Raw genomic sequence first — 18,375 nt, 5'->3', positions numbered from 1 at the left:
CTGCACGCAGCGGGGTTTTTCTTGTGCTTGTATAGTGCTGGCAGGAGGCAAGGGCATGGGTATCAGGATCATCGCGGCGCTGTTGGCCGCATTACTGGCTGCGAAGGCACTGGCGCAAACCAGCGTTACGCTGTCTTACGCTGGCGACGCGCTGGTGTACGACGGCGAGCTATCGGCGGCGGCCAACCAGCGCCTGTTCGCGCTGTACGACGCGGCCGCGGTGAAGCCGCACACGCTGGTGATCAGCAGCAGCGGCGGCGCGTTCAACCTGGGGCTGGCGCTGGGCGAGTGGGTGGCGCAGCACCGCTTGCGCGTGCACGTGCCGCGTTACTGTAATTCGTCTTGCGCCAACTACGTGTTTACCGCCGCCAGCCAGCGCGAGCTGGGTTACCACGCTGTGCTGGCTTTTCATGGTGGTATGGATGAGGCACACCGCCAGCGCGATAGCTATCTGGCGCGCTTTGCGCCGCAGCGCCAGGCCGAGGCGCGGCAGCGTTTTGCTACCGAAGTAAAAGAAGCCCGCCAGCGTGAGCTGGCTTTCTTTGCCCGCATCGGCGTCGACCCGGCGATTACCAGCTACGGCTACCAGCGCTTTTCGCGCATCATGCGCCAGTACAAGGCCTGGAGTTATTCGCTGCCCATGCTGCGCCGCTTTGGCGTGGGGCCGATCACCATCAGCGACAACGAGCGCTGGCTGCCGCGCCCGGCCGACCATGGCTTGCTGATGATCGTGGCACCGCAGCGCTACGGCTGCCTGCCGGCTGGCCGCGTGACCGACCTGCTGTACGACTGCGCTACCGACCAGCCGCTGCCGCTGTCGGTATTGATTGATTGATAGTTATTCCCATCTAGGGTAGGGTGGCGCTTTGCCTGCTGCCTTACCGCCATGAGCCCGCACCTGGATCACATCCCCGCCGACCTGGTATCCGCCGCCGACTACCAGCGCTACGCCCAGCGCATGATGTCGGCCAACGCCAGCGCCTATATCGATAGCGCCGCCGCCGACGAACTGAGCCATGCGGCCAACCTGCAGGCCTTTGCCCGCCATCGCCTGCACCCCCGCGTACTGGCCGACGTGCAAGGCGGCCACAGCCGCTGTCGCCTGCCGGGGCTGGCGCTGGCCATGCCGATTTTGCTGGCGCCGGTGGCCTACCAGAAACTGGTGCACCCCGACGCCGAGCGCAGCGCCGCCTACGCCGCCAGCGTGATGGGCAGCAGCATGCTGGTGAGCACGCTGGCCAGCACGCCGCTGGAAGAGATTGCTGCCGCCTCACCGTCGCCGCTGTGGTTCCAGCTGTACTGGCAGCACGACCGCGCCGTGGTGGCGCAGCTGGTGCAGCGTGCCGAAGCCGCCGGCTATACCGCGCTGGTGTTGACGGTGGACGCGCCGCTGGCCGGCGTGCGCAACGTCGAGCAGCGCGCCGGCTTTGCCCTGCCCGACGGCGTGGCGGCGGTAAATCTGGCCGGCATGGTGCCGTACCAGCCAGCGCTGGCGGCAGGGCAGAGTGGGGTGTTCGACGGCATGATGGCCATCGCCCCGCGCTGGGCCGACATCGCCTGGCTGCGCAGCCAGACCCGCTTGCCGATTGTGCTGAAAGGCATCCTGTCGCCGCACGACGCCGAACTGGCGTTGCAGCACGGTGTGGACGGCCTGGTGGTGTCCAACCACGGTGGCCGCGTGCTGGACACGGTACCGGCCGCGCTGGACGCACTGCCCGCCATCGCCGCCGTGGTGCAGGGCCGCGTGCCGCTGCTCTTGGACGGCGGTATCCGTCGCGGCAGCGACGTGTTCAAGGCCTTGGCGCTGGGCGCCAGCGCGGTGCTGATCGGCCGCCCGTTTATCCACGCGCTGGCAGTAGCCGGCGCGCTGGGGGTGGCCCACTTGCTGCGCACGCTGCACGAAGAGCTGGAGGTAACCATGGCGCTGACCGGCTGCCGCACGCTGGCCGACATCGGCCCGCATTGCCTGTGGCCGGCGCCGCCTGCCGCGTAGTGCAGGTGGCTGGCGGCAAAGCTTGGCCGCGTGGATAACAGCAAGGGCAAGCCGCAGGCTTGCCCTTGTGCTTTGCCGGCGCCGCAAGCTTGCGCGATGGCCGCCGCCTGAGTGGTGCGGCACCAGGCTGCCGTGATCCGCACACCGCTGCTACCCGCCTGCGGCCAACCTTGCCGCTATGCAGCCTCACGCCGCGCTGTCGAACCACAGCTGGCGGAAGTCCATCCAGCCGCATTGCGACAGCGCAATGCCGCGTAGCTGCGGGTCGAACTCCAGCCGCATGGTGCTGTGCTGCAGCGGGATCAGCGCGTACTCGCGCACCAGCAGGCTGGCGGCGGCGGCGTAGTGTTGCCAGCGCATGGCGCTGTCCGGCTCGGCCTGGCTGCGGCCAACCCACGTGTGCAGCGCGTGGCGGGTAGCGTCGCTGAGCCAGGGGTGGAAGCCGGATTCGCCGGCCAGCCATTGGTAGCAGCTGTAGTCGAGGTCGTCGCCCAGCACCTCGCCGGTCAGCATCAGGTCGGCGCTGTGGCGCCAGTGGTTGGCCGCAAACTCGGGAAAGTCCAGTACCTGCAGCGTAACCTGGCAGCCGGCGGCGGCCAGCCGGGCACACACGTGCTCGGCCAGCCCGACGTGGGTGGCCAGCTTGTACGTCACCAGCCGCAAGCGTGACGGCAGTGCTGGTCGCGCTGCCGCCTGCGGCGCCGGCCAGTGTTGCCATTGCGCCAGCATGCCCAGCGCACGTTGGCCGCCCAGGTCGGCCGGCCACTGCGCCGGGTGCAGCCAGGCAGCGAGGGCGGCGCGCTGGCTGGCGTCCAGCCTGGCGGGGTTGGCGCACACATAGCTGCAGCCCGGCTCGGCCTGCAGCGTGTACTGCCCTTGTGGCGGGGTCGCGCCGTGGTAACCCAGCCGCACGTCCAGCCGGGCGCGGGTGGCGTCGTCGTTCACCACCCAGATGTCTACTTCGTCCAGCAGCGGCCGTGCCTGCCAGTAGCGCTCGAAGGCGCGCAGCGTGGCGCGGTGGGCGTTGTTGACGCTCAGGCGGAACGGGCCGGTGCCGCTGGGCAGGCGGCCAAAGTCGGCTTGCGGCCAACGTTCGCGCGGCAGGATCACCGCGCAATGGTCGGCTAGCCGGTGCGGCAGTAGGGCGTCCGGCTGCGACAGCGTGATGTGTACCTCACGCGGCGCGGGCAGCTGCACCGACTGCACGTGGGCGAACAGGCGCTGGAACGGGCCGGGCTCGTCGCGCAGGCGGTACAGCGTCTGGCGTACGTCTTCGCCTTCCAGCGGCCGGCCGTGGTGGAACAGCACGCCGGGGCGCAGCACGAAGCGCCACTGCTGCAGGCTGGCGTCGTGCTGCCAGTGGTGGGCCAGCGCCGGCTCGATGCGGTTGCTGTCGCGCTGGTAACAGGTCAGGCCGTCGAACAGCTGGCGGATCAGGTGGCACTCGGTGCGGCGGTTGATCTGCACCGGGTCCAGGCTGTGCAGCGGCCGGTAAAACGGGATGCGTAGCCGCTGCTCGCTGCCGGGCTGTACGCCCAGATACGCGGGCAGCAGCTCGCCCAGCCGTTGCCGGCTGGCGGGGGTGAGCTGCTGCATGGCGCTTTCGATGTCGCCGCGCGCCAGGTGTTGCTGCAGCGCGTCGGCCTCCAGCGTGGCCGGGTGGGTGTGGAATTGCAGCTGCGACAGTTGGCCGCGCCCGCGCCCGGCCTGCCATTGCAGCCAGCCGTGTGCGGCCAGCGTGGCCAGCACGGCACGGGCGTGGCGCGGGCTGCAGCATAGCTGCTCGGCTACCTGCTCCAGCCGTGCCGGGCCGCTCTGGCCGTGGCGGGCGTGGTACAGGCGCTGGTAGTACTGACGGGCTTTGTGCATAAAAGCGGAACGCCTTGCTGATTTGTCTCCTGTTTAGCTTCCGCTTTTTGCCGGCATGCTGTCCAGCCATATCGATCATCAGGAGTGCAGCATGCAACAGGCAGGGCAGGGCGGGGGGCTGTGGCAGCAGCCGGTATTTGTGGGGCTGTTTGCCAGTACGCTGTTTCTGGCACTGGGCAGCCAGATCTATCAGCTGGCCTTACCGCTGATCTTGTACGAGCTGACGCATTCGCTGAACGCGATGAGCCAGCTGCGCGCGGTGGAGTTTCTGCCCAACCTGCTGCTGGCGGTGTTCATCGGCGTGTGGGTAGACCGCGTCTGCCGCCGGCGCTGGGCGCAGCACAGCCTGTTGCTGATGGCGCTGCTGCTGGGGCTGGCCGGTAGCTTGTTGGCGCAGGGCTGGCTGCCGCTGTGGGGCTTTTATCCGCTGGCTTTCGTGATGATGCTGTGCAATTACATTACCGCCATTTGCCGCTTTGGCCTGGTGAAGCACAGCGTGCCGCAGGCTTTGCTGATGCCGGCCACCAGCTACCTGAATACGCTGTTCAACCTGTTTGCCGTCACCGGGCCGATGCTGTCCGGCCTGCTGATTGCCTTTGCCTCGCTGGCGTGGGGTTTGTGGCTGCCGGCGCTGCTGTTCGTGCTGTCGTCGCTGGCTTTACTGCGGGTGCCTGCCTTGCCGCCGCAGGCTGGCGGCGAGCGCCACTTCGCTACCGAGTTGGCAGCCGGCTGGGCGGCGCTGCGTGCCAACCGTCCGCTGTGGCAGCTGGCGTGGGCGGTGGTGCTGGCCAACGGCGCCAGCGGCATGGCCGAGGTGCTGCAGCTGTTCCGCCTGCGCGACAGCCTGGGGCTGAGCCCGGCGCAGCTGGGCGTGCTGTACGGCGTGGCCGGCATCGGGGGCATTGCCGCCGGTTTTAGCGTAACGTGGCTGCGGCAACGGCTGGGCCTGGGGCGGGTGGTGGTACTGGCGTTTGCGCTGGAAGGGCTGGGCATGCTGGCGCTGGCCACGCTGCATCAGGTGTGGCTGCTGGGGCTGGTGATGCTGGCCAGCAGCTTTGTGGTGGTGTGCGGCAATGTCTGCGTGTGGAGCTACCGGCAGGAAAGCACGCCGCTGGCGTTGATCGGCCGCGTGTCGGGCCTCACCGGTTCGCTGTTCAAGCTGTTGATGCCGCTGACGCTGTGGCTATCGGGGGCGCTGGCCGGCAGTTGGCCGCTAATGCAGCTGATGCTGGTGGCGGCAGGGCTGTCTTTGCTGGCGGCGCTATGTTGCCGGCTGGGGGCGGTGTACCGGGTGGCGTGAAGCTGGCAGGGTGGCTTGCGGCCAACCTTGTACTGGCCGTAGCAATGAAAAAGGCAGCCAGATGGCTGCCTTTGGGCGCTGCGTGGCGGGTTTACTGCCCCACCATCGCCAGCCGCATGTCCAGCTTGTTGGCCAGGTTGGCTACCGGCTCGGCCGCCTGCATGCGCAGCTCGCCATCGACAAACAGGCGGGCATCTACCGCGTATTGGCGGCCGGGCTTGATGGCGGCGTAGTCGTAGCACAGCGAGAAGGCAATGGGCGTCCCCACTTTTTCCAGTGTCTGCTCGGCCAGCACGGCGGGGGCGCCACTGCTGACATCCAGTAAACGCACGCGTAGCAGGGTCTTGTCTCGCGGGTAGGCGATGCGTTCCAGATAGAAAGCGCTGCCGTTGACATAGCCCATGCCCGGGCGGGTGGCACAGGCAGCCAGTGTGCTGGTGGCCAGGCCGAGTAAGAGATGACGGCGGTTGATCCGGCTCATGCTGCTGTCCTCATTGTGCTGGCTGTTCCAGTTTGGGGTTACCCAGTTGCACCATGGCACTTTCGCCCGGGCGCCACTCGCCTTGCAAGCGCCACTTGCCGGCTTTGTCTTCCAGACGCACATACCAGTGCTTGGCATTGCCGGCATTGATGCGGGCCTGGTAGATATTGTCGCCCTGACGCGTCAGGGTGACATGCTGGTCGTCTTGCTGGCGGGTAGGGTGTAGCAGGGTCAGGACAAGGTCGCCCTGCAGCGGTGTTTTGCTGGTGGTCAGGACGCGTACCGACTGGCCGTCGTCACTGAACATGGCTTGTGCATCGATACCGAGCTGGATGGCCACCTTGTCACGGCCCAGCTCCAGATTGATGTCTTTGCCGCGCTTGTAGTAGTCGTCGGTCACCATGTCATCGGCCGTAACAACAGCAATGCGGAAGGTGATGATACCGGCGACGACCGCCAGAAAAGGGCCGGCCATGAGTAGCCATGGCCAGCGGTCTTTGTACCAGGGGCGCGGGGCCCCGGTTGGGTTTTGCATGCCTTATTCCCCGATAAAGCTGGATTTCTCTTCAACGCTGGCCTCGTTGGTCAGCGACTCGATGGTGAAGTGAATCTCGTGGCTGCCCTTGGTGGCAATTTCCGGTGCAACCTGGGCGCGTACCGACACCAGCTCGTTGCTCATGCCTTCTACGCGGATTTGCGGGTGCTCGCTCACCAGCTTGATTCCTTCCAGACCTTCCACTTTGATGCGGAATGTCTGCACTTGTTCCGATACGTTCATGATGCGGATGCTGTAGGTGTTCTCCAGCAGCCCGTCGTTGGTTTCACGTACCAGCGATGCGCGATCCCGAATGATATCTACCTTGAAAGGTTTGCGCATGCTGAGCGAGGCGATGGCGGCAACAAAGATCACCGACAGCACCAGCATGTACATCACGACCCGTGGCCGTTTCAGGCGGGACACAATGGCGCTTTCCGGGTATTTGCCTTCCAGGGCGGCTTCGGTGGTGTAGCGGATCAGGCCTTTGGGGCTGCCTATCTTCACCATGACTTCGTCGCAGGCGTCGATACAGGCGGCACAGCCGATGCATTCGTATTGCAGGCCGTTACGGATATCGATGCCGGTAGGGCAGACTTGTACGCAGATACCGCAGTTGATGCAGTCGCCCAGGTTGGCTTGCTCCTGGCCTTTCTTGCGCGCGCCGCGTGGCTCGCCGCGTTTTTCGTCGTAAGAGATGATCAGGGTGTCTTCATCGAACATGGCGCTCTGGAAGCGGGCGTACGGGCACATGTACATGCACACCTGTTCGCGCATATGGGCGGCCAGCAGGTAGGTAAAGCCGGCGTAGAAGAACATCCAGAAGGTTTCCCACGTGCCGTAGCTGAAGGTAGGCATGGCCTTGAGCAGGTCTTGCATCGGCGTGAAGTAGCCTACCAGGGTAAAGCCGGTCCACAGCGAGAACAGGATCATGATGCCGTGCGAGGTGCCTTTGATGCGCAGCTTGCGCAGGCTCCATGGTTCTTTGTCGAGCTTGATGCGTTTGTTGCGGTCGCCTTCGATTTTTTCCTCGATCCACAGCATGATCTCGGTGTAGACCGTCTGTGGGCAGGAGTAGCCGCACCAGAGGCGGCCGGCGATGGTGGTCCAGGTAAACAGGCCGAAGGCACAGCACATCAGCAAGGCTGCCAGATAAACGAAGTCCTGCGGCATGATGGTGAGGCCGAACAGGTAGAACTTGCGGCTGACCAGATCGAACAGCACGGCCTGGCGGCCATTCCACTGCAGCCAGGGCAGGCCGAAGTACACCAGCTGGGTAGCAATCACAAACAGGATGCGCCAGTTGGCAAAGACACCTTTTGCGCTGCGCGGGTAGATTTTCTTTTGCGCTGCATACAGCGAAACGGTTTCACCCTGGGGCTTTTCTACCTTGACTCCGATATCTTTCAGCTTGTCGCTCATCTGGCTTTCCTTAGAGAATGCTTCATAAAGCACCCAGCTTATTCTAGGCTCTTTATGAAGCATGCTTGATGCTAAAACAATTCATAAACAAGTAAAATGTTAGCACAAAAGATACTGCCCGCTTGCGCGGGCAGTATTGAGCAGGGTCAATTACTGGGCTTTGGCGTTATTGGACAAGCCATAAACGTAAGCGGTCAGCAGGTGAACCTTGCCGTCACCCAGGAAGTCTTTCCAGGCTGGCATCTGGTTGTTGCGGCCGTTAGTAACGGTTTCGATGATGGTTTTTTCGGTACCACCATACAGCCATACATTGTCGGTCAGATTAGGAGCACCCATCGCCTGGTTACCTTTACCGTCTGCACCGTGGCAGGCCGAGCAAATGGCAGCGAAGGTTTCCTTGCCACGCGCAGCGCGGTCGGCATCATGCTTCTTGCCGGACAGCGACATGGCGTAGTTGGCAACGTCTTTCACCTTTTCTTCACCGAAGGCAGCACCGAAGGCCGGCATCTGGCCTTGACGGCCACCAGCGATAGTGGTGTGGATGGTTTTGGCATCGCCACCATACAGCCAGTCGTTGTCAGTCAGGTTCGGGAAGCCTTTGGCACCACGTGCATCAGAGCCGTGGCACTGAACGCAGTAGGTCTGGAACAGGCGTTTGCCCATGGCTTGTGCTTCCGGATCGGCAGCGACAGCCTTGATGTCCTGTTTCAGGTACTTGTCGTACAGCGGCTGGTATTTGGCCTCTGCAACGGCTTTCTCTTCCTTGTACTGGCCTACCGAAGTCCAGCCGCGAATACCTTTCCAGGTACCCAGGCCCGGGTACAGTACCAGGTAAACTGCAGCAAAGATCAGGGTCAGATAGAACATCAACATCCACCAGCGTGGCAGCGGGTTGTTGTATTCAGCCAGGTCATCGTCCCAGATATGGCCGGTGATCTGAACTTCTTCACCTTTCTTGACAGTGGTTTTCGATTGCGAGAACAGCAGGAAGGTCAAGCCTACCAGACCCACAATCACCACTACGGCGATATATACGCCCCAGAAATCACTCACAAAATCACTCATTGCTTCGCTCCGTTGGAAGCGTCATTCGCTGGCGTGTCATCCTCGTCCATCACAAGGTTGGCCGCTTCGTCATAACGCTTCTTGGCTTTTTTACCGAAGGCACCCAATGCAATCACGATAAACACGGTGAAGCAGAATACCGTGAACAGGATGCGCCCCAGATTAGTCCAGTCCATGGCTTAACGCGCGTTCTTCAGTGCAAGACCCAGGCCTTGCAGGTAGGCGATCAGCGCGTCCAGCTCGGACTTGCCTTCAACCTGGGCTTTCGCCTCTGCAATTTCCTTGGCGGTGTATGGCACACCTACTTTGGTCAGTGCAGTCATCTTGGCGGCTACGCCGTCAGCATCGGCCAGGTTGCGTGCCAGCCATGGGAAGGCAGGCATGTTGGACTCGGGTACCACATCACGCGGGTTGGTCAGGTGAACACGGTGCCATTCGTCGGAATAACGGCCACCTACGCGGGCCAGATCCGGGCCGGTACGCTTGGAGCCCCACTGGAACGGGTGGTCGTATACCGATTCGCCTGCCACGGAGTAGTGGCCATAGCGCTCGGTTTCCGCACGGAACGGACGGATCATCTGCGAGTGGCAGGTGTAGCAGCCTTCGCGGATATAGATGTCACGACCAGTCAGCTGCAGGGCGGTGTAAGGCTTCACACCGGCAACAGGCTGGGTGGTGGACTTCTGGAACATCAACGGTACGATCTCGATCAGGGCGGCCACGCTGATAACCAGCAGGGTCAGCACGATCAGATACGCTACGTTTTCTTCAATCAGTTTCTGGATCTTTTCCATGATGTTTCCTTGGCTCCCTTAGTGCGCGTGCGCGGTAACTGCCGGGATCTTGGCATCTACCGGACGACCTGCTGCTACGGTACGGAAGGTGTTGTAAGCCATCAGCAACATACCGGACAGGAACAGGAAACCACCCAGGAAGCGGACAAACAGGTACGGGTAGGACGCTTTGACGGCTTCTACAAACGAGTAGGTCAGCGTGCCGTCGGCGTTCAGTGCGCGCCACATCAGGCCTTGCATCACACCGGCAATCCACAGCGAGGCGATGTACAGCACCACGCCAACGGTAGCCAGCCAGAAGTGAGCTTCGATCAGTTTCACGCTATGCATGCTGTCACGGCCGAACAGGCGCGGCAGCAGGTAGTACATGGAACCGATGGAGATGAAGGCAACCCAGCCCAGGGCACCGGAGTGCACGTGGCCAACGGTCCAGTCGGTGTAGTGCGACAGGGCGTTAACGGTCTTGATGGACATCATCGGGCCTTCGAAGGTGGACATACCGTAGAAGGACAGCGATACCACCAGGAACTTCAGTACCGGGTCGGTACGCAGTTTGTGCCATGCGCCGGACAGGGTCATGATGCCGTTGATCATGCCGCCCCAGCTTGGTGCCAGCAGTACCAGCGAGAACGCCATACCCAGCGACTGGGTCCAGTCAGGCAGGGCGGTGTAGTGCAGGTGGTGAGGGCCGGCCCACATGTAAGTGAAGATCAGCGCCCAGAAGTGCACCACGGACAGACGGTAGGAGTACACCGGACGGCCAGCCTGCTTCGGTACGAAGTAGTACATCATGCCCAGGAAGGCGGCGGTCAGGAAGAAGCCTACGGCGTTGTGGCCGTACCACCATTGCACCATGGCATCCACTGCGCCGGCGTAGATGGAGTAGGACTTGGTCAGCGATACCGGGATAGCCAGGCTGTTTACGACGTGCAGCAGGGCTACCGCCAGGATGAAGGCACCGTAGAACCAGTTGGCTACGTAGATGTGCTTAACCTTGCGGATGGCCAGGGTACCGAAGAACACAATGGCGTATACCACCCAGATCACGGTGATCAGGATGTCGATAGGCCATTCCAGCTCGGCGTATTCCTTGCCGGCGGTAATGCCCAGCGGCAGGGTGATGGCGGCCAGTACGATAACCAGTTGCCAACCCCAGAAGGTAAACGCAGCCAGCTTGTCGGAAATCAGGCGAACGTTACAGGTACGCTGCACCACGTAGTAAGACGTGGCAAACAGCGCGCAGCCGCCGAAGGCAAAGATCACGGCGTTGGTGTGAAGGGGGCGCAGACGGCCGTAGTGGAACCAGGGCCCAAAGTTGAGCTCCGGCCACACCAGCTGGGCCGCAATAATGACGCCAACCAGCATCCCGACAATGCCCCAAACCACGGTCATTATCGAGAACTGGCGCACCACCTTATAGTTATAAGTGGATTGCGTATCCATTTAGGGTTTTCTCCAAGGTTGCGAACTAGAACGTGTAAAACTGGTGACTTGAATTTTGTGCACCAGCCCCAAGCTGGGGAGGTGTATCAAGTTCTTGGGTGTTGATCAAAACCCCTGTAGCTGGTGCGCCCCGCTTTGCACCACTGCCTTGCCAGGCAAGAACAAGTGCTTTAATACACCCGCGTATTCAACAGGCTATTCTAATCAATTCAGGCACCAGCCACCAGTCAAGAACGTGGGGCTGTGTACTGTTTCCCCTGCCCATGCTGGCTTTTTGGCCTTTTTAGCCTTTTGACAGATATGGATTATATTGTCATCGGTAGCGCTGCTATTGATGAAGATCAAGCCGGAAGGTCAGGGGTGGTTTTGTACGGCCGGTGCTAGAATCCAGCATCTTTCTGCCACAGAACGGTTTCAGCACTATGTCTTCCTCTGTTCGCTACCGCCTTTGCGTACTTGACCCGCAAGCCCACCTTTTCGAGGTGACCGTCACCGTTGCCCAGCCTGCCGCTGCCGGGCAAGTGTTGCGTCTGCCTGCCTGGATCCCGGGCAGCTATATGGTGCGCGAGTTTGCCCGCCATATCGTGCAGATCAGCGCCAGCAGCGGCAAAAAGGCGGTAGCCCTGAGCAAGCTGGACAAGCACAGCTGGCAGGCCGCCCCGGTGAAAGGCGAGCTGACCGTGCGTTACCAGGTGTATGCCTACGACTTGTCCGTGCGCGGGGCTTATCTCGATGCCAACCGCGGCTTCTATAACGGCACCAGCGTGTTTCTGTCGGCGGATGGCTTCGAAAACGCCCCTTGCACTGTAGATATTGACGCCCCAGCCAGCAAAGCATTATCCGACTGGCAAGTGGCTACCAGCCTGCCTGCGCTGGATGTGCACAAAAAGACCGGTTTCGGGCGCTACCATGCGGCCAACTACGACGAGCTGGTCGATCACCCGGTTGAGCTGGGCCGTTTTCAGCGCGTCACATTCAAGGCCTGCGGTGTGCCACACGAGTTTGTAGTGTCCGGCGCCTGCCAGGCAGACCTCAAGCGCCTGGCTGCCGATACCAAACGCATCTGCGAGTGGCAGATCCGCTTCTTTGGCGAGCCCGCCCCGTTCGACCGCTACGTGTTCATGCTGTTTGTCGGTGCCGATATCTACGGCGGCCTGGAGCACCGCGCTTCCACCGCACTGGTGGCAAACCGTGATGACTTGCCGGCCCCCGGCCTGGCGGAGGGCGAGATCGGCGACGGCTACCTGCGCCTGTTGGGTCTGATCAGCCACGAGTACTTCCACAGCTGGAACGTGAAGCGCATGAAGCCGGCGGTGTTCACCCCTTACGACCTGAACCGCGAAGGCCACACCACGCTGCTGTGGGCGTTCGAGGGCATTACCTCGTACTACGACGATCTGGCGCTGGTGCGTAGTGGCCTGATCGACGAAAAGCGCTACCTGGGCCTGCTGGCCAAAACCATTACCGGCGTGATGCGCGGCAATGGCCGTACCAAGCAGACGCTAGCCGACTCCAGCTTCGACGCCTGGACCAAGTACTACCGCCAGGACGAAAACAGCCCCAACAGTATTGTCAGCTACTACACCAAGGGCTCGCTGGCCGCGCTGGCGCTGGACCTGCACATCCGCCGCGAAACCGGCGGCGCCAAGAGTCTGGACACCGTGATGCTGGCGCTATGGCAAAAATGGCTGGCCGATGGCCAGGGCCTGGCCGAGGGCGAGTGGGAACAGGTGGCCGGGCAGGCTACAGGTCTGCCGCTAGGCCAGTACTTCGATAAAGCTATCCGCAGCACACAAGACCTGCCCTTGGCTGAACTGCTGGCCACCCAGGGGGTCAGTCTGCAAATGGTGCCATCCGACAGCCCCGCAGACAGCGGCAGCGTCGTGGACAGCATCCAGCCAGCCGCCGTGCGGCCAACCTTTGGCGTGAAGGCTGCTGCCGATACGCTGGGCGTGCGCCTGCTGCAGGTGCTCGATGGCGGTGCCGCGCAGGCGGCGGGCCTGTCCGGCGGGGATGTCATCGTGGCGGTAAACGGCCTGAAAGCCTGCGATCTTGATAAAGCCATCTCCCGCCACAAGGTAGGCGATACCGTCAAAGTACACGCCTTCCGTCGTGACGAGCTGGCTACCTACAAAGTCACACTGCAAGCCACGCAAGCCGATACGTGCCGCCTGAGCCTGGCGCCCGGTGCCGCCGCGTGGATCAAATCATAACCAGGGACGCTTTGCGTTGATAAAGACAAGGGGGCGGCCCGCGCCGACCCGCCTTGCAAGCCTACTGAGGATGCCCGTTCATGAGCCAACAACAGCCGCAGATCAAATATCGCCAGGACTACCTGCCGCCCGCCTATCTGGTGGACAAGGTAGACCTGACTTTCGATGTACTGGACGACACGCAAACCCGCGTACGCTCCCGCATGGTGATTCACCGCAATCCGCAATCCACTGCGGCCAACGTACTACAGCTGGACGGTAGCGCCACGCTGCTGTCGGTGGTGCTGGATGGTGACCAGCTGCAGCCGGGTGCCTACCAGCAGCACGCCGATGGCCTGGCTATTCCCGATGTGCCGGACAGCTTTATCCTGGATATCGAAACCGAAATCGACCCGGTAGCCAATACCAGCCTTAACGGGCTGTATGGCTCCAGCGGTAACCTGTATACCCAGTGCGAGCCGGAAGGCTTCCGCAAGATTACCTACTACCCGGACCGCCCGGACGTGATGGCCAAGTTCAGCACCACCATCATTGCCGACAAGCAGAAGTACCCGGTACTGCTGTCCAACGGCAACAAGGTAGGCGAAGGCCAGGCCGACAAGAAGCGCCACTGGGTGAAATGGGTAGACCCGTACCGCAAACCGGCTTACCTGTTTGCGCTGGTGGCTGGCAAGCTGGTGGCGCTGAAAGACAGCTACACCACCGTCAGCGGCCGCCAGGTGGCGCTGGAAATCTGGACCGTGGCCGCAGACCAGGACAAGGTAGCGTTCGCCATGGGCGCAGTGAAGCGCTCCATGCAGTGGGACGAAACCCGCTTCGGTCTGGAATACGACCTGGACATCTACATGATCGTAGCTGTGGGCGACTTCAATATGGGCGCCATGGAAAACAAGGGCCTCAATATCTTTAACACTTCGGCGGTGCTGGCACGCCAGGACACCGCCACCGACGCCGACTTCGAGCGCGTGGAAGCCATCATCGGCCACGAGTACTTCCACAACTGGACCGGTAACCGCGTGACCTGCCGCGACTGGTTCCAGCTCAGCCTGAAAGAAGGCCTCACCGTGTTCCGCGACCAGGAGTTCAGCGCCGACCTGCACAGCCGCCCGGTGAAGCGCATCGAGGACGTGAAAAAGCTGCGCCAGCTGCAGTTCCCGGAAGACGCCGGCCCCACCGCGCACGCCATCCGCCCGGACAGCTATATCGAGATGAACAACTTCTACACCATGACGGTGTACGAAAAGGGTTCCGAAGTGGTACGCATGTACCACACCCTGCTGGGTGAAGAAGGCTTCCAGAAGGGCATGAAGCTGTACTTCCAGCGCCATGATGGCCAGGCCGTCACCTGCGACGACTTCCGCGCCGCCATGGCCGATGCCAATGGTGTCGACCTTGAGCAGTTCGCGCGGTGGTACAGCCAGGCCGGTACCCCGCTGCTGCAAGTGCGCGGCGAGTACGACGCCGTGGCGCGCAGCTACACCCTGCACGTCAAGCAAAGCTGCCCGGACACCCCGGGCCAGAGCGGCAAGCAGCCGTACCACATCCCGCTGGCGGTGGGCCTGCTGGGCCGCGATGGTCAGGACCTGCCGTTGCAGCTGGCCGGCGAGCTTGCGCCCGGTGCCGGCACCCGGGTGCTGCACGTGCGCGCTGCCGAGCAAAGCTTTACCTTCGTCAATATCGGTGAGCTGCCGGTACCGTCGCTGCTGCGCGGTTTCTCCGCACCGGTACGCCTGCAGTTCGACTGGCGCGACGACGAGCTATCGTTCCTGATGGCCAACGATAGCGACGCCTTCGCGCGCTGGGAAGCCGGCCAGGCTTATGCCGAGCGTCTGCTGAAAGCCTTGCTGGCCGACCATGCAGCCGGTCGCACGCTGCAGCTGCCGGCCGGTTTTGTCGAGGCGCTGCGCGCGGTGCTGAAAGATCACGCCGCCGACCCGGCGTTCAAGGCGCTGATGCTGAGCCTGCCATCCGAAGCCGATATTCTGGAAATGGTAGATGTTGCCGACCCAGGCCACATCCATACCGTACGTGAATTCGTGCTCAATGGCCTGGCGCAGGCGCTGCGTGGCGAATGGCACGAAGCCTACAATCTTAACCAGACCCAGCGCTACCAGCCGGCCGATGGTGGCCGCCGCAGCCTGAAAAACCTGGCACTGGCCATGCTGACCCGTCTGAGTGATGCCTGGCCGCTGGAAGCCGCTGAAAAGCAGTGCCTGGAAGCGGACAATATGACCGACCAGATGGGCGCCATGCTGGCGCTGCGCGACCGTGACGTAGCCGAGCGCGAGAACTGCTACCTGTCGTTTGCCAGCCGCTGGCAGGGCGACGCACTGGTGATGGACAAGTTCTTCAGCCTGGTGGCCAGCAGCCAGTTGCCCGGCGTGCTGGAGCACGTGAAGGCCGCCATGCAGCACCCGGCGTTCACCCTGAAGAACCCGAACAAGGCGCGCGCTTTGCTGGGCAGCTTCGGCCGCAATATGCTGCACTTCCACGCTGCGGATGGCTCCGGTTACGCTTTCCTTGCCGACCAGGTGCTGGCGCTGGACGCCATCAACCCGCAAGTGGCCAGCCGCATCGTGTCGCTGTTCAACCGTCGCCAGAAGCTGGAGGCGCAACGTCAGGCGCTGATGACGCGCGAGCTGGAGCGCATCCTGGCCAAGGATGGCTTGTCTAAGGACGTTTACGAAATCGTATCGAAGAACCTGGCGGCATAAGCAGGTATACTGCTGTTTTGCCCCAAGCCGGTGCATGCGCCGGCTTTTTCTTTGCCTGCCGCCATGTTCGCTTCCGCTTCACCTGCTACCAGCGCTGCCATGCTGCTGGCCCTGTGGTTCTTCTGGGGTACCAACTGGGTTGTCACCAAGCTGGGTCTGGCTTACGCCAGTGCCTTCCAGCTGGGCCTGTTCCGTACCGTATTTGCCATTGCCACGCTGGCGGTGGTACTGCGCCTGCGTGGTGGCAGTTTTCGCCCCACACCGTGGCGGCCAACCTTCTGGCTGGGGCTGACGCAGACCGCCGGCTTTGTGTTGTTTACCAATCTGGCGCTAGTGGCCGGCGGCGCCGGCAAGGTGTCGGTGTTGTGCTATACCATGCCGTTCTGGACGTTACTGCTGGCGCGGGTGTTTCTGCACGAGAAGCTGGCGCGTAGCCAGTGGCTGGGCGTGGCGATGGCCTTTGCCGGTTTGCTGGCCATTCTGGAACCGTGGGACCTGCACGGCAGTTGGCTCTCAGACCTGCTGGCCATTACCGGCGGCCTGGTGTGGGCCAGCTCGGCCATCATCGCCAAGCGCCTGCGCGCGCAGCACCAGGTAGATACGCTGGCGCTGACCTTGTGGCAGATGGTGTGGGGCACGCTGCCCCTGCTGGTGTTGCTGCCGGTGTTTCCTGGCGGCGAGCCGGTATGGGGTTGGCCGCTGCTGGGCGTGCTGCTGTTTTCCGGCGTGCTGGCCGGTGGCCTGGGCTGGCTGATGTGGATGATGCTGCTGTCGCGCCTGAGCGCCGGCATGGCCGGGCTGAGCATCCTGGCCATTCCTGCCGTGGCGGTGGGCATGGCGTGGCTGATTCTGGACGAGCTGCCGTCGCCATCGGAAGCGGCAGGCATGCTGCTGATCGGCAGCGCGCTGGTGCTGATCTCGTGGCAGGCGCTGAAACGGCGCTGAGCCAGGCTGCAAGGCCTTGCGGCCAACCTTTCCTGTCTCAGCCGCCCATCGCCTGCTGCAAGGGCAGGCGCTGGCTGTGCTTGATCGGCTCCAGTGCCACCGTGGACTTCACGCTGCGGACCAGCGGCAGCGTCATCAGCTTGTTCATCACGAAGCGCGATAGCGACGGCAGATCGGCCACCACAATGCGCAGCCAGTAATCGGCCTCGCCGGCCACCGCGTAGCACTCCAGAATCTCTGGCAGGTTGGCGATGGCGGCGGCAAATTCTCGGATGGACGCCTCGCCGTGCCGCTCCAGGCTGACGCTGGCAAAGGCGGTGACCGACAGGTTCAGCAGGTCGGGGCGCAGGCTGATGTGGTAACCCTGAATCACCCCGGCTTCTTCCAGCCGCTGGATACGGCGCCCGATCTGCGACGCCGACAGCGCCACCTCCTGCGCCAGCTTCTGGTGGGTGGCGCGCGCGTCGCGCTGCAGGGCTTCCAGAATCTGGAAGTCAAAGCGGTCAAACTCCAGTTTGCGCATAGTGTGCATTTTCGTCGATTTGGTGCGGCAAGTATGCGAAAAAAGCCGCTGGCAAGCAAATGATGCGGCCAACGCGCACGCGGCTGCTTCTACACTTGTGGTACTGGCACCTGCCGCACACACAAGAGAAAAATGATGGAGATGAACACCTTTACCGTACCGGACATCACGGTGCTAAAGAATGCCGGCCTGAGCCACAGCGCCGACTTTACCCTGCCGCAGCCGCTGGAGCGCTACAGCGACGAAGATCACCGCACCTGGGCCACGCTGTACCAGCGCCAGTGCGCGCTGCTGCCGGGCCGCGTCTGTGACGAGTTCCTGCAGGGCCTGGAACTGCTCACCATCGACGCCGACCGCGTGCCCGACTTCAAGCGCCTGAACGAAAAACTGGCCACTGCCACCGGCTGGCAGATTGTGGCAGTGCCGGGCCTGATCCCGGACGACGTGTTTTTCGAGCACCTGGCCAACCGCCGCTTTCCGGTGACCTGGTGGCTGCGCGAGCCGCACCAGCTGGATTATCTGCAAGAGCCGGACGTGTTCCACGACCTGTTCGGCCACGTACCGCTGCTGGCCAACCCGGTATTTGCCGACTACCTGCAGGCCTACGGCCGTGGTGGCATGAAGGCCAAGGGTCTGGGCTACCTGCCGCTGCTGGCGCGCCTGTACTGGTACACGGTGGAATTCGGCCTGATCAACACGCCGCAGGGCATGCGCATCTACGGTGCGGGTATCGTGTCCAGCAAGTCGGAGTCGGTGTACAGCCTGGATAGCGCCAGCCCCAACCGCGTGGGTTTCGATCTACAGCGCATCATGCGTACCCGCTACCGCATCGATACCTTCCAGAAAACCTACTTTGTGATCGACAGCTTCCAGCAGCTGTTCGATGCCACCGCGCCGGACTTCACGCCGATCTACCCGCAAGTGGAAGCGGCAGCGGTACTGGGCGCCGGTGATATCGACGCAGCTGACAAGGTATACACCGTGGGCAACCGCGAAGGCTGGCTGGATACCGAAGACGTCTAGGCGGCGATGGCACGGCGAAAAGCAACACCCCCTGCGGCCAGGCTGCAGGGGGTGT

General features: G+C 62.6%; 16 protein-coding genes. 7 read left to right on the top strand and 9 right to left on the bottom strand.

Translation table 11 applies throughout. From position 1 onward, the window contains the following. The first annotated feature begins 55 nt into the window (after positions 1 to 55). Both PQU95_RS08955 and PQU95_RS08950 read left to right on the top strand, forming a co-directional pair. Positions 56 to 835 carry a hypothetical protein gene (locus PQU95_RS08955; protein WP_272751670.1) on the top strand — a complete coding sequence of 260 codons (780 nt, stop codon included), beginning with the start codon at positions 56 to 58 and terminating at the stop codon, positions 833 to 835. A gap of 51 nt (positions 836 to 886) precedes the next feature. Next, positions 887 to 1,993 (top strand): alpha-hydroxy acid oxidase, encoded by a 1,107-nt coding sequence (locus PQU95_RS08950; protein WP_272751669.1) that lies wholly within the window; start codon positions 887 to 889, stop codon positions 1,991 to 1,993. A gap of 186 nt (positions 1,994 to 2,179) precedes the next feature. On the opposite strand, the gene PQU95_RS08945 is transcribed toward PQU95_RS08950, so the two are convergent. Further along, the gene (locus PQU95_RS08945) at positions 2,180 to 3,862 is read right to left on the bottom strand and encodes an ABC transporter substrate-binding protein (RefSeq protein WP_272751668.1); all 1,683 of its coding nucleotides are present in this window, start codon (positions 3,860 to 3,862) and stop codon (positions 2,180 to 2,182) included. A gap of 91 nt (positions 3,863 to 3,953) precedes the next feature. Between PQU95_RS08945 and PQU95_RS08940 the strand changes: the two genes are divergently transcribed. Continuing rightward, entirely contained in the window at positions 3,954 to 5,162 is a 1,209-nt protein-coding gene (locus tag PQU95_RS08940; RefSeq protein WP_272751667.1) for an MFS transporter, read from the top strand. A 91-nt stretch (positions 5,163 to 5,253) separates the two neighbouring features. On the opposite strand, the gene PQU95_RS08935 is transcribed toward PQU95_RS08940, so the two are convergent. The 7 genes from PQU95_RS08935 to ccoN all read right to left on the bottom strand — a co-directional run bounded on the left by PQU95_RS08935 (position 5,254) and on the right by ccoN (position 10,902). Then, complete coding sequence (locus PQU95_RS08935; protein ID WP_272751666.1) at positions 5,254 to 5,643, bottom strand: YbaY family lipoprotein; 390 nt, start codon at positions 5,641 to 5,643, stop codon at positions 5,254 to 5,256. A gap of 10 nt (positions 5,644 to 5,653) precedes the next feature. Further along, entirely contained in the window at positions 5,654 to 6,178 is a 525-nt protein-coding gene (locus PQU95_RS08930; protein WP_272751665.1) for a FixH family protein, read from the bottom strand. Positions 6,179 to 6,181: 3 nt separating this feature from the next. Continuing rightward, entirely contained in the window at positions 6,182 to 7,600 is a 1,419-nt protein-coding gene (ccoG, locus tag PQU95_RS08925; protein WP_272751664.1) for a cytochrome c oxidase accessory protein CcoG, read from the bottom strand. A gap of 150 nt (positions 7,601 to 7,750) precedes the next feature. After that, positions 7,751 to 8,665, bottom strand: a complete 915-nt coding sequence (gene ccoP, locus PQU95_RS08920; RefSeq protein ID WP_272751663.1) for a cytochrome-c oxidase, cbb3-type subunit III — start codon at positions 8,663 to 8,665, stop codon at positions 7,751 to 7,753. Next, positions 8,662 to 8,841, bottom strand: coding sequence for a cbb3-type cytochrome oxidase subunit 3 (locus tag PQU95_RS08915; protein ID WP_272751662.1), 180 nt, complete (start codon positions 8,839 to 8,841; stop codon positions 8,662 to 8,664). The genes ccoP and PQU95_RS08915 overlap by 4 nt, the downstream gene beginning before the upstream one ends. A gap of 3 nt (positions 8,842 to 8,844) precedes the next feature. Further along, positions 8,845 to 9,459, bottom strand: a complete 615-nt coding sequence (ccoO, locus tag PQU95_RS08910; protein ID WP_272751661.1) for a cytochrome-c oxidase, cbb3-type subunit II — start codon at positions 9,457 to 9,459, stop codon at positions 8,845 to 8,847. An 18-nt stretch (positions 9,460 to 9,477) separates the two neighbouring features. Continuing rightward, a complete protein-coding gene (ccoN, locus tag PQU95_RS08905; RefSeq protein WP_017506976.1) occupies positions 9,478 to 10,902 on the bottom strand; it encodes a cytochrome-c oxidase, cbb3-type subunit I in 1,425 nt (474 codons plus the stop codon). Between the two features lie 422 nt (positions 10,903 to 11,324). Here ccoN and PQU95_RS08900 point away from each other — a divergent pair, with 422 nt between their 5' ends. The 3 genes from PQU95_RS08900 (at position 11,325) to PQU95_RS08890 (ending at position 16,774) form a co-directional block, all read left to right on the top strand. Then, positions 11,325 to 13,115 (top strand): M61 family metallopeptidase, encoded by a 1,791-nt coding sequence (locus PQU95_RS08900; protein WP_272751660.1) that lies wholly within the window; start codon positions 11,325 to 11,327, stop codon positions 13,113 to 13,115. A gap of 80 nt (positions 13,116 to 13,195) precedes the next feature. Next, positions 13,196 to 15,829, top strand: coding sequence for an aminopeptidase N (gene pepN / locus PQU95_RS08895; protein WP_272751659.1), 2,634 nt, complete (start codon positions 13,196 to 13,198; stop codon positions 15,827 to 15,829). Between the two features lie 63 nt (positions 15,830 to 15,892). Continuing rightward, complete coding sequence (locus PQU95_RS08890) at positions 15,893 to 16,774, top strand: DMT family transporter (protein ID WP_272751658.1); 882 nt, start codon at positions 15,893 to 15,895, stop codon at positions 16,772 to 16,774. Positions 16,775 to 16,811: 37 nt separating this feature from the next. Here PQU95_RS08890 and PQU95_RS08885 read toward each other — a convergent pair whose 3' ends face one another. Further along, positions 16,812 to 17,297: an Lrp/AsnC family transcriptional regulator gene (locus PQU95_RS08885; RefSeq protein ID WP_272751657.1), complete on the bottom strand. Its 486-nt coding sequence runs from the start codon at positions 17,295 to 17,297 to the stop codon at positions 16,812 to 16,814. A 132-nt stretch (positions 17,298 to 17,429) separates the two neighbouring features. Here PQU95_RS08885 and phhA point away from each other — a divergent pair, with 132 nt between their 5' ends. Then, positions 17,430 to 18,320 carry a phenylalanine 4-monooxygenase gene (gene phhA, locus PQU95_RS08880; RefSeq protein WP_272751656.1) on the top strand — a complete coding sequence of 297 codons (891 nt, stop codon included), beginning with the start codon at positions 17,430 to 17,432 and terminating at the stop codon, positions 18,318 to 18,320. The last annotated feature ends 55 nt before the right edge of the window (positions 18,321 to 18,375 follow it).

Source organism: Vogesella aquatica (genome assembly GCF_028548455.1).
GTDB classification, from domain to species: Bacteria; Pseudomonadota; Gammaproteobacteria; order Burkholderiales; family Chromobacteriaceae; genus Vogesella; species Vogesella aquatica.
This window is presented reverse-complemented; position numbering and strand designations above follow the sequence as displayed.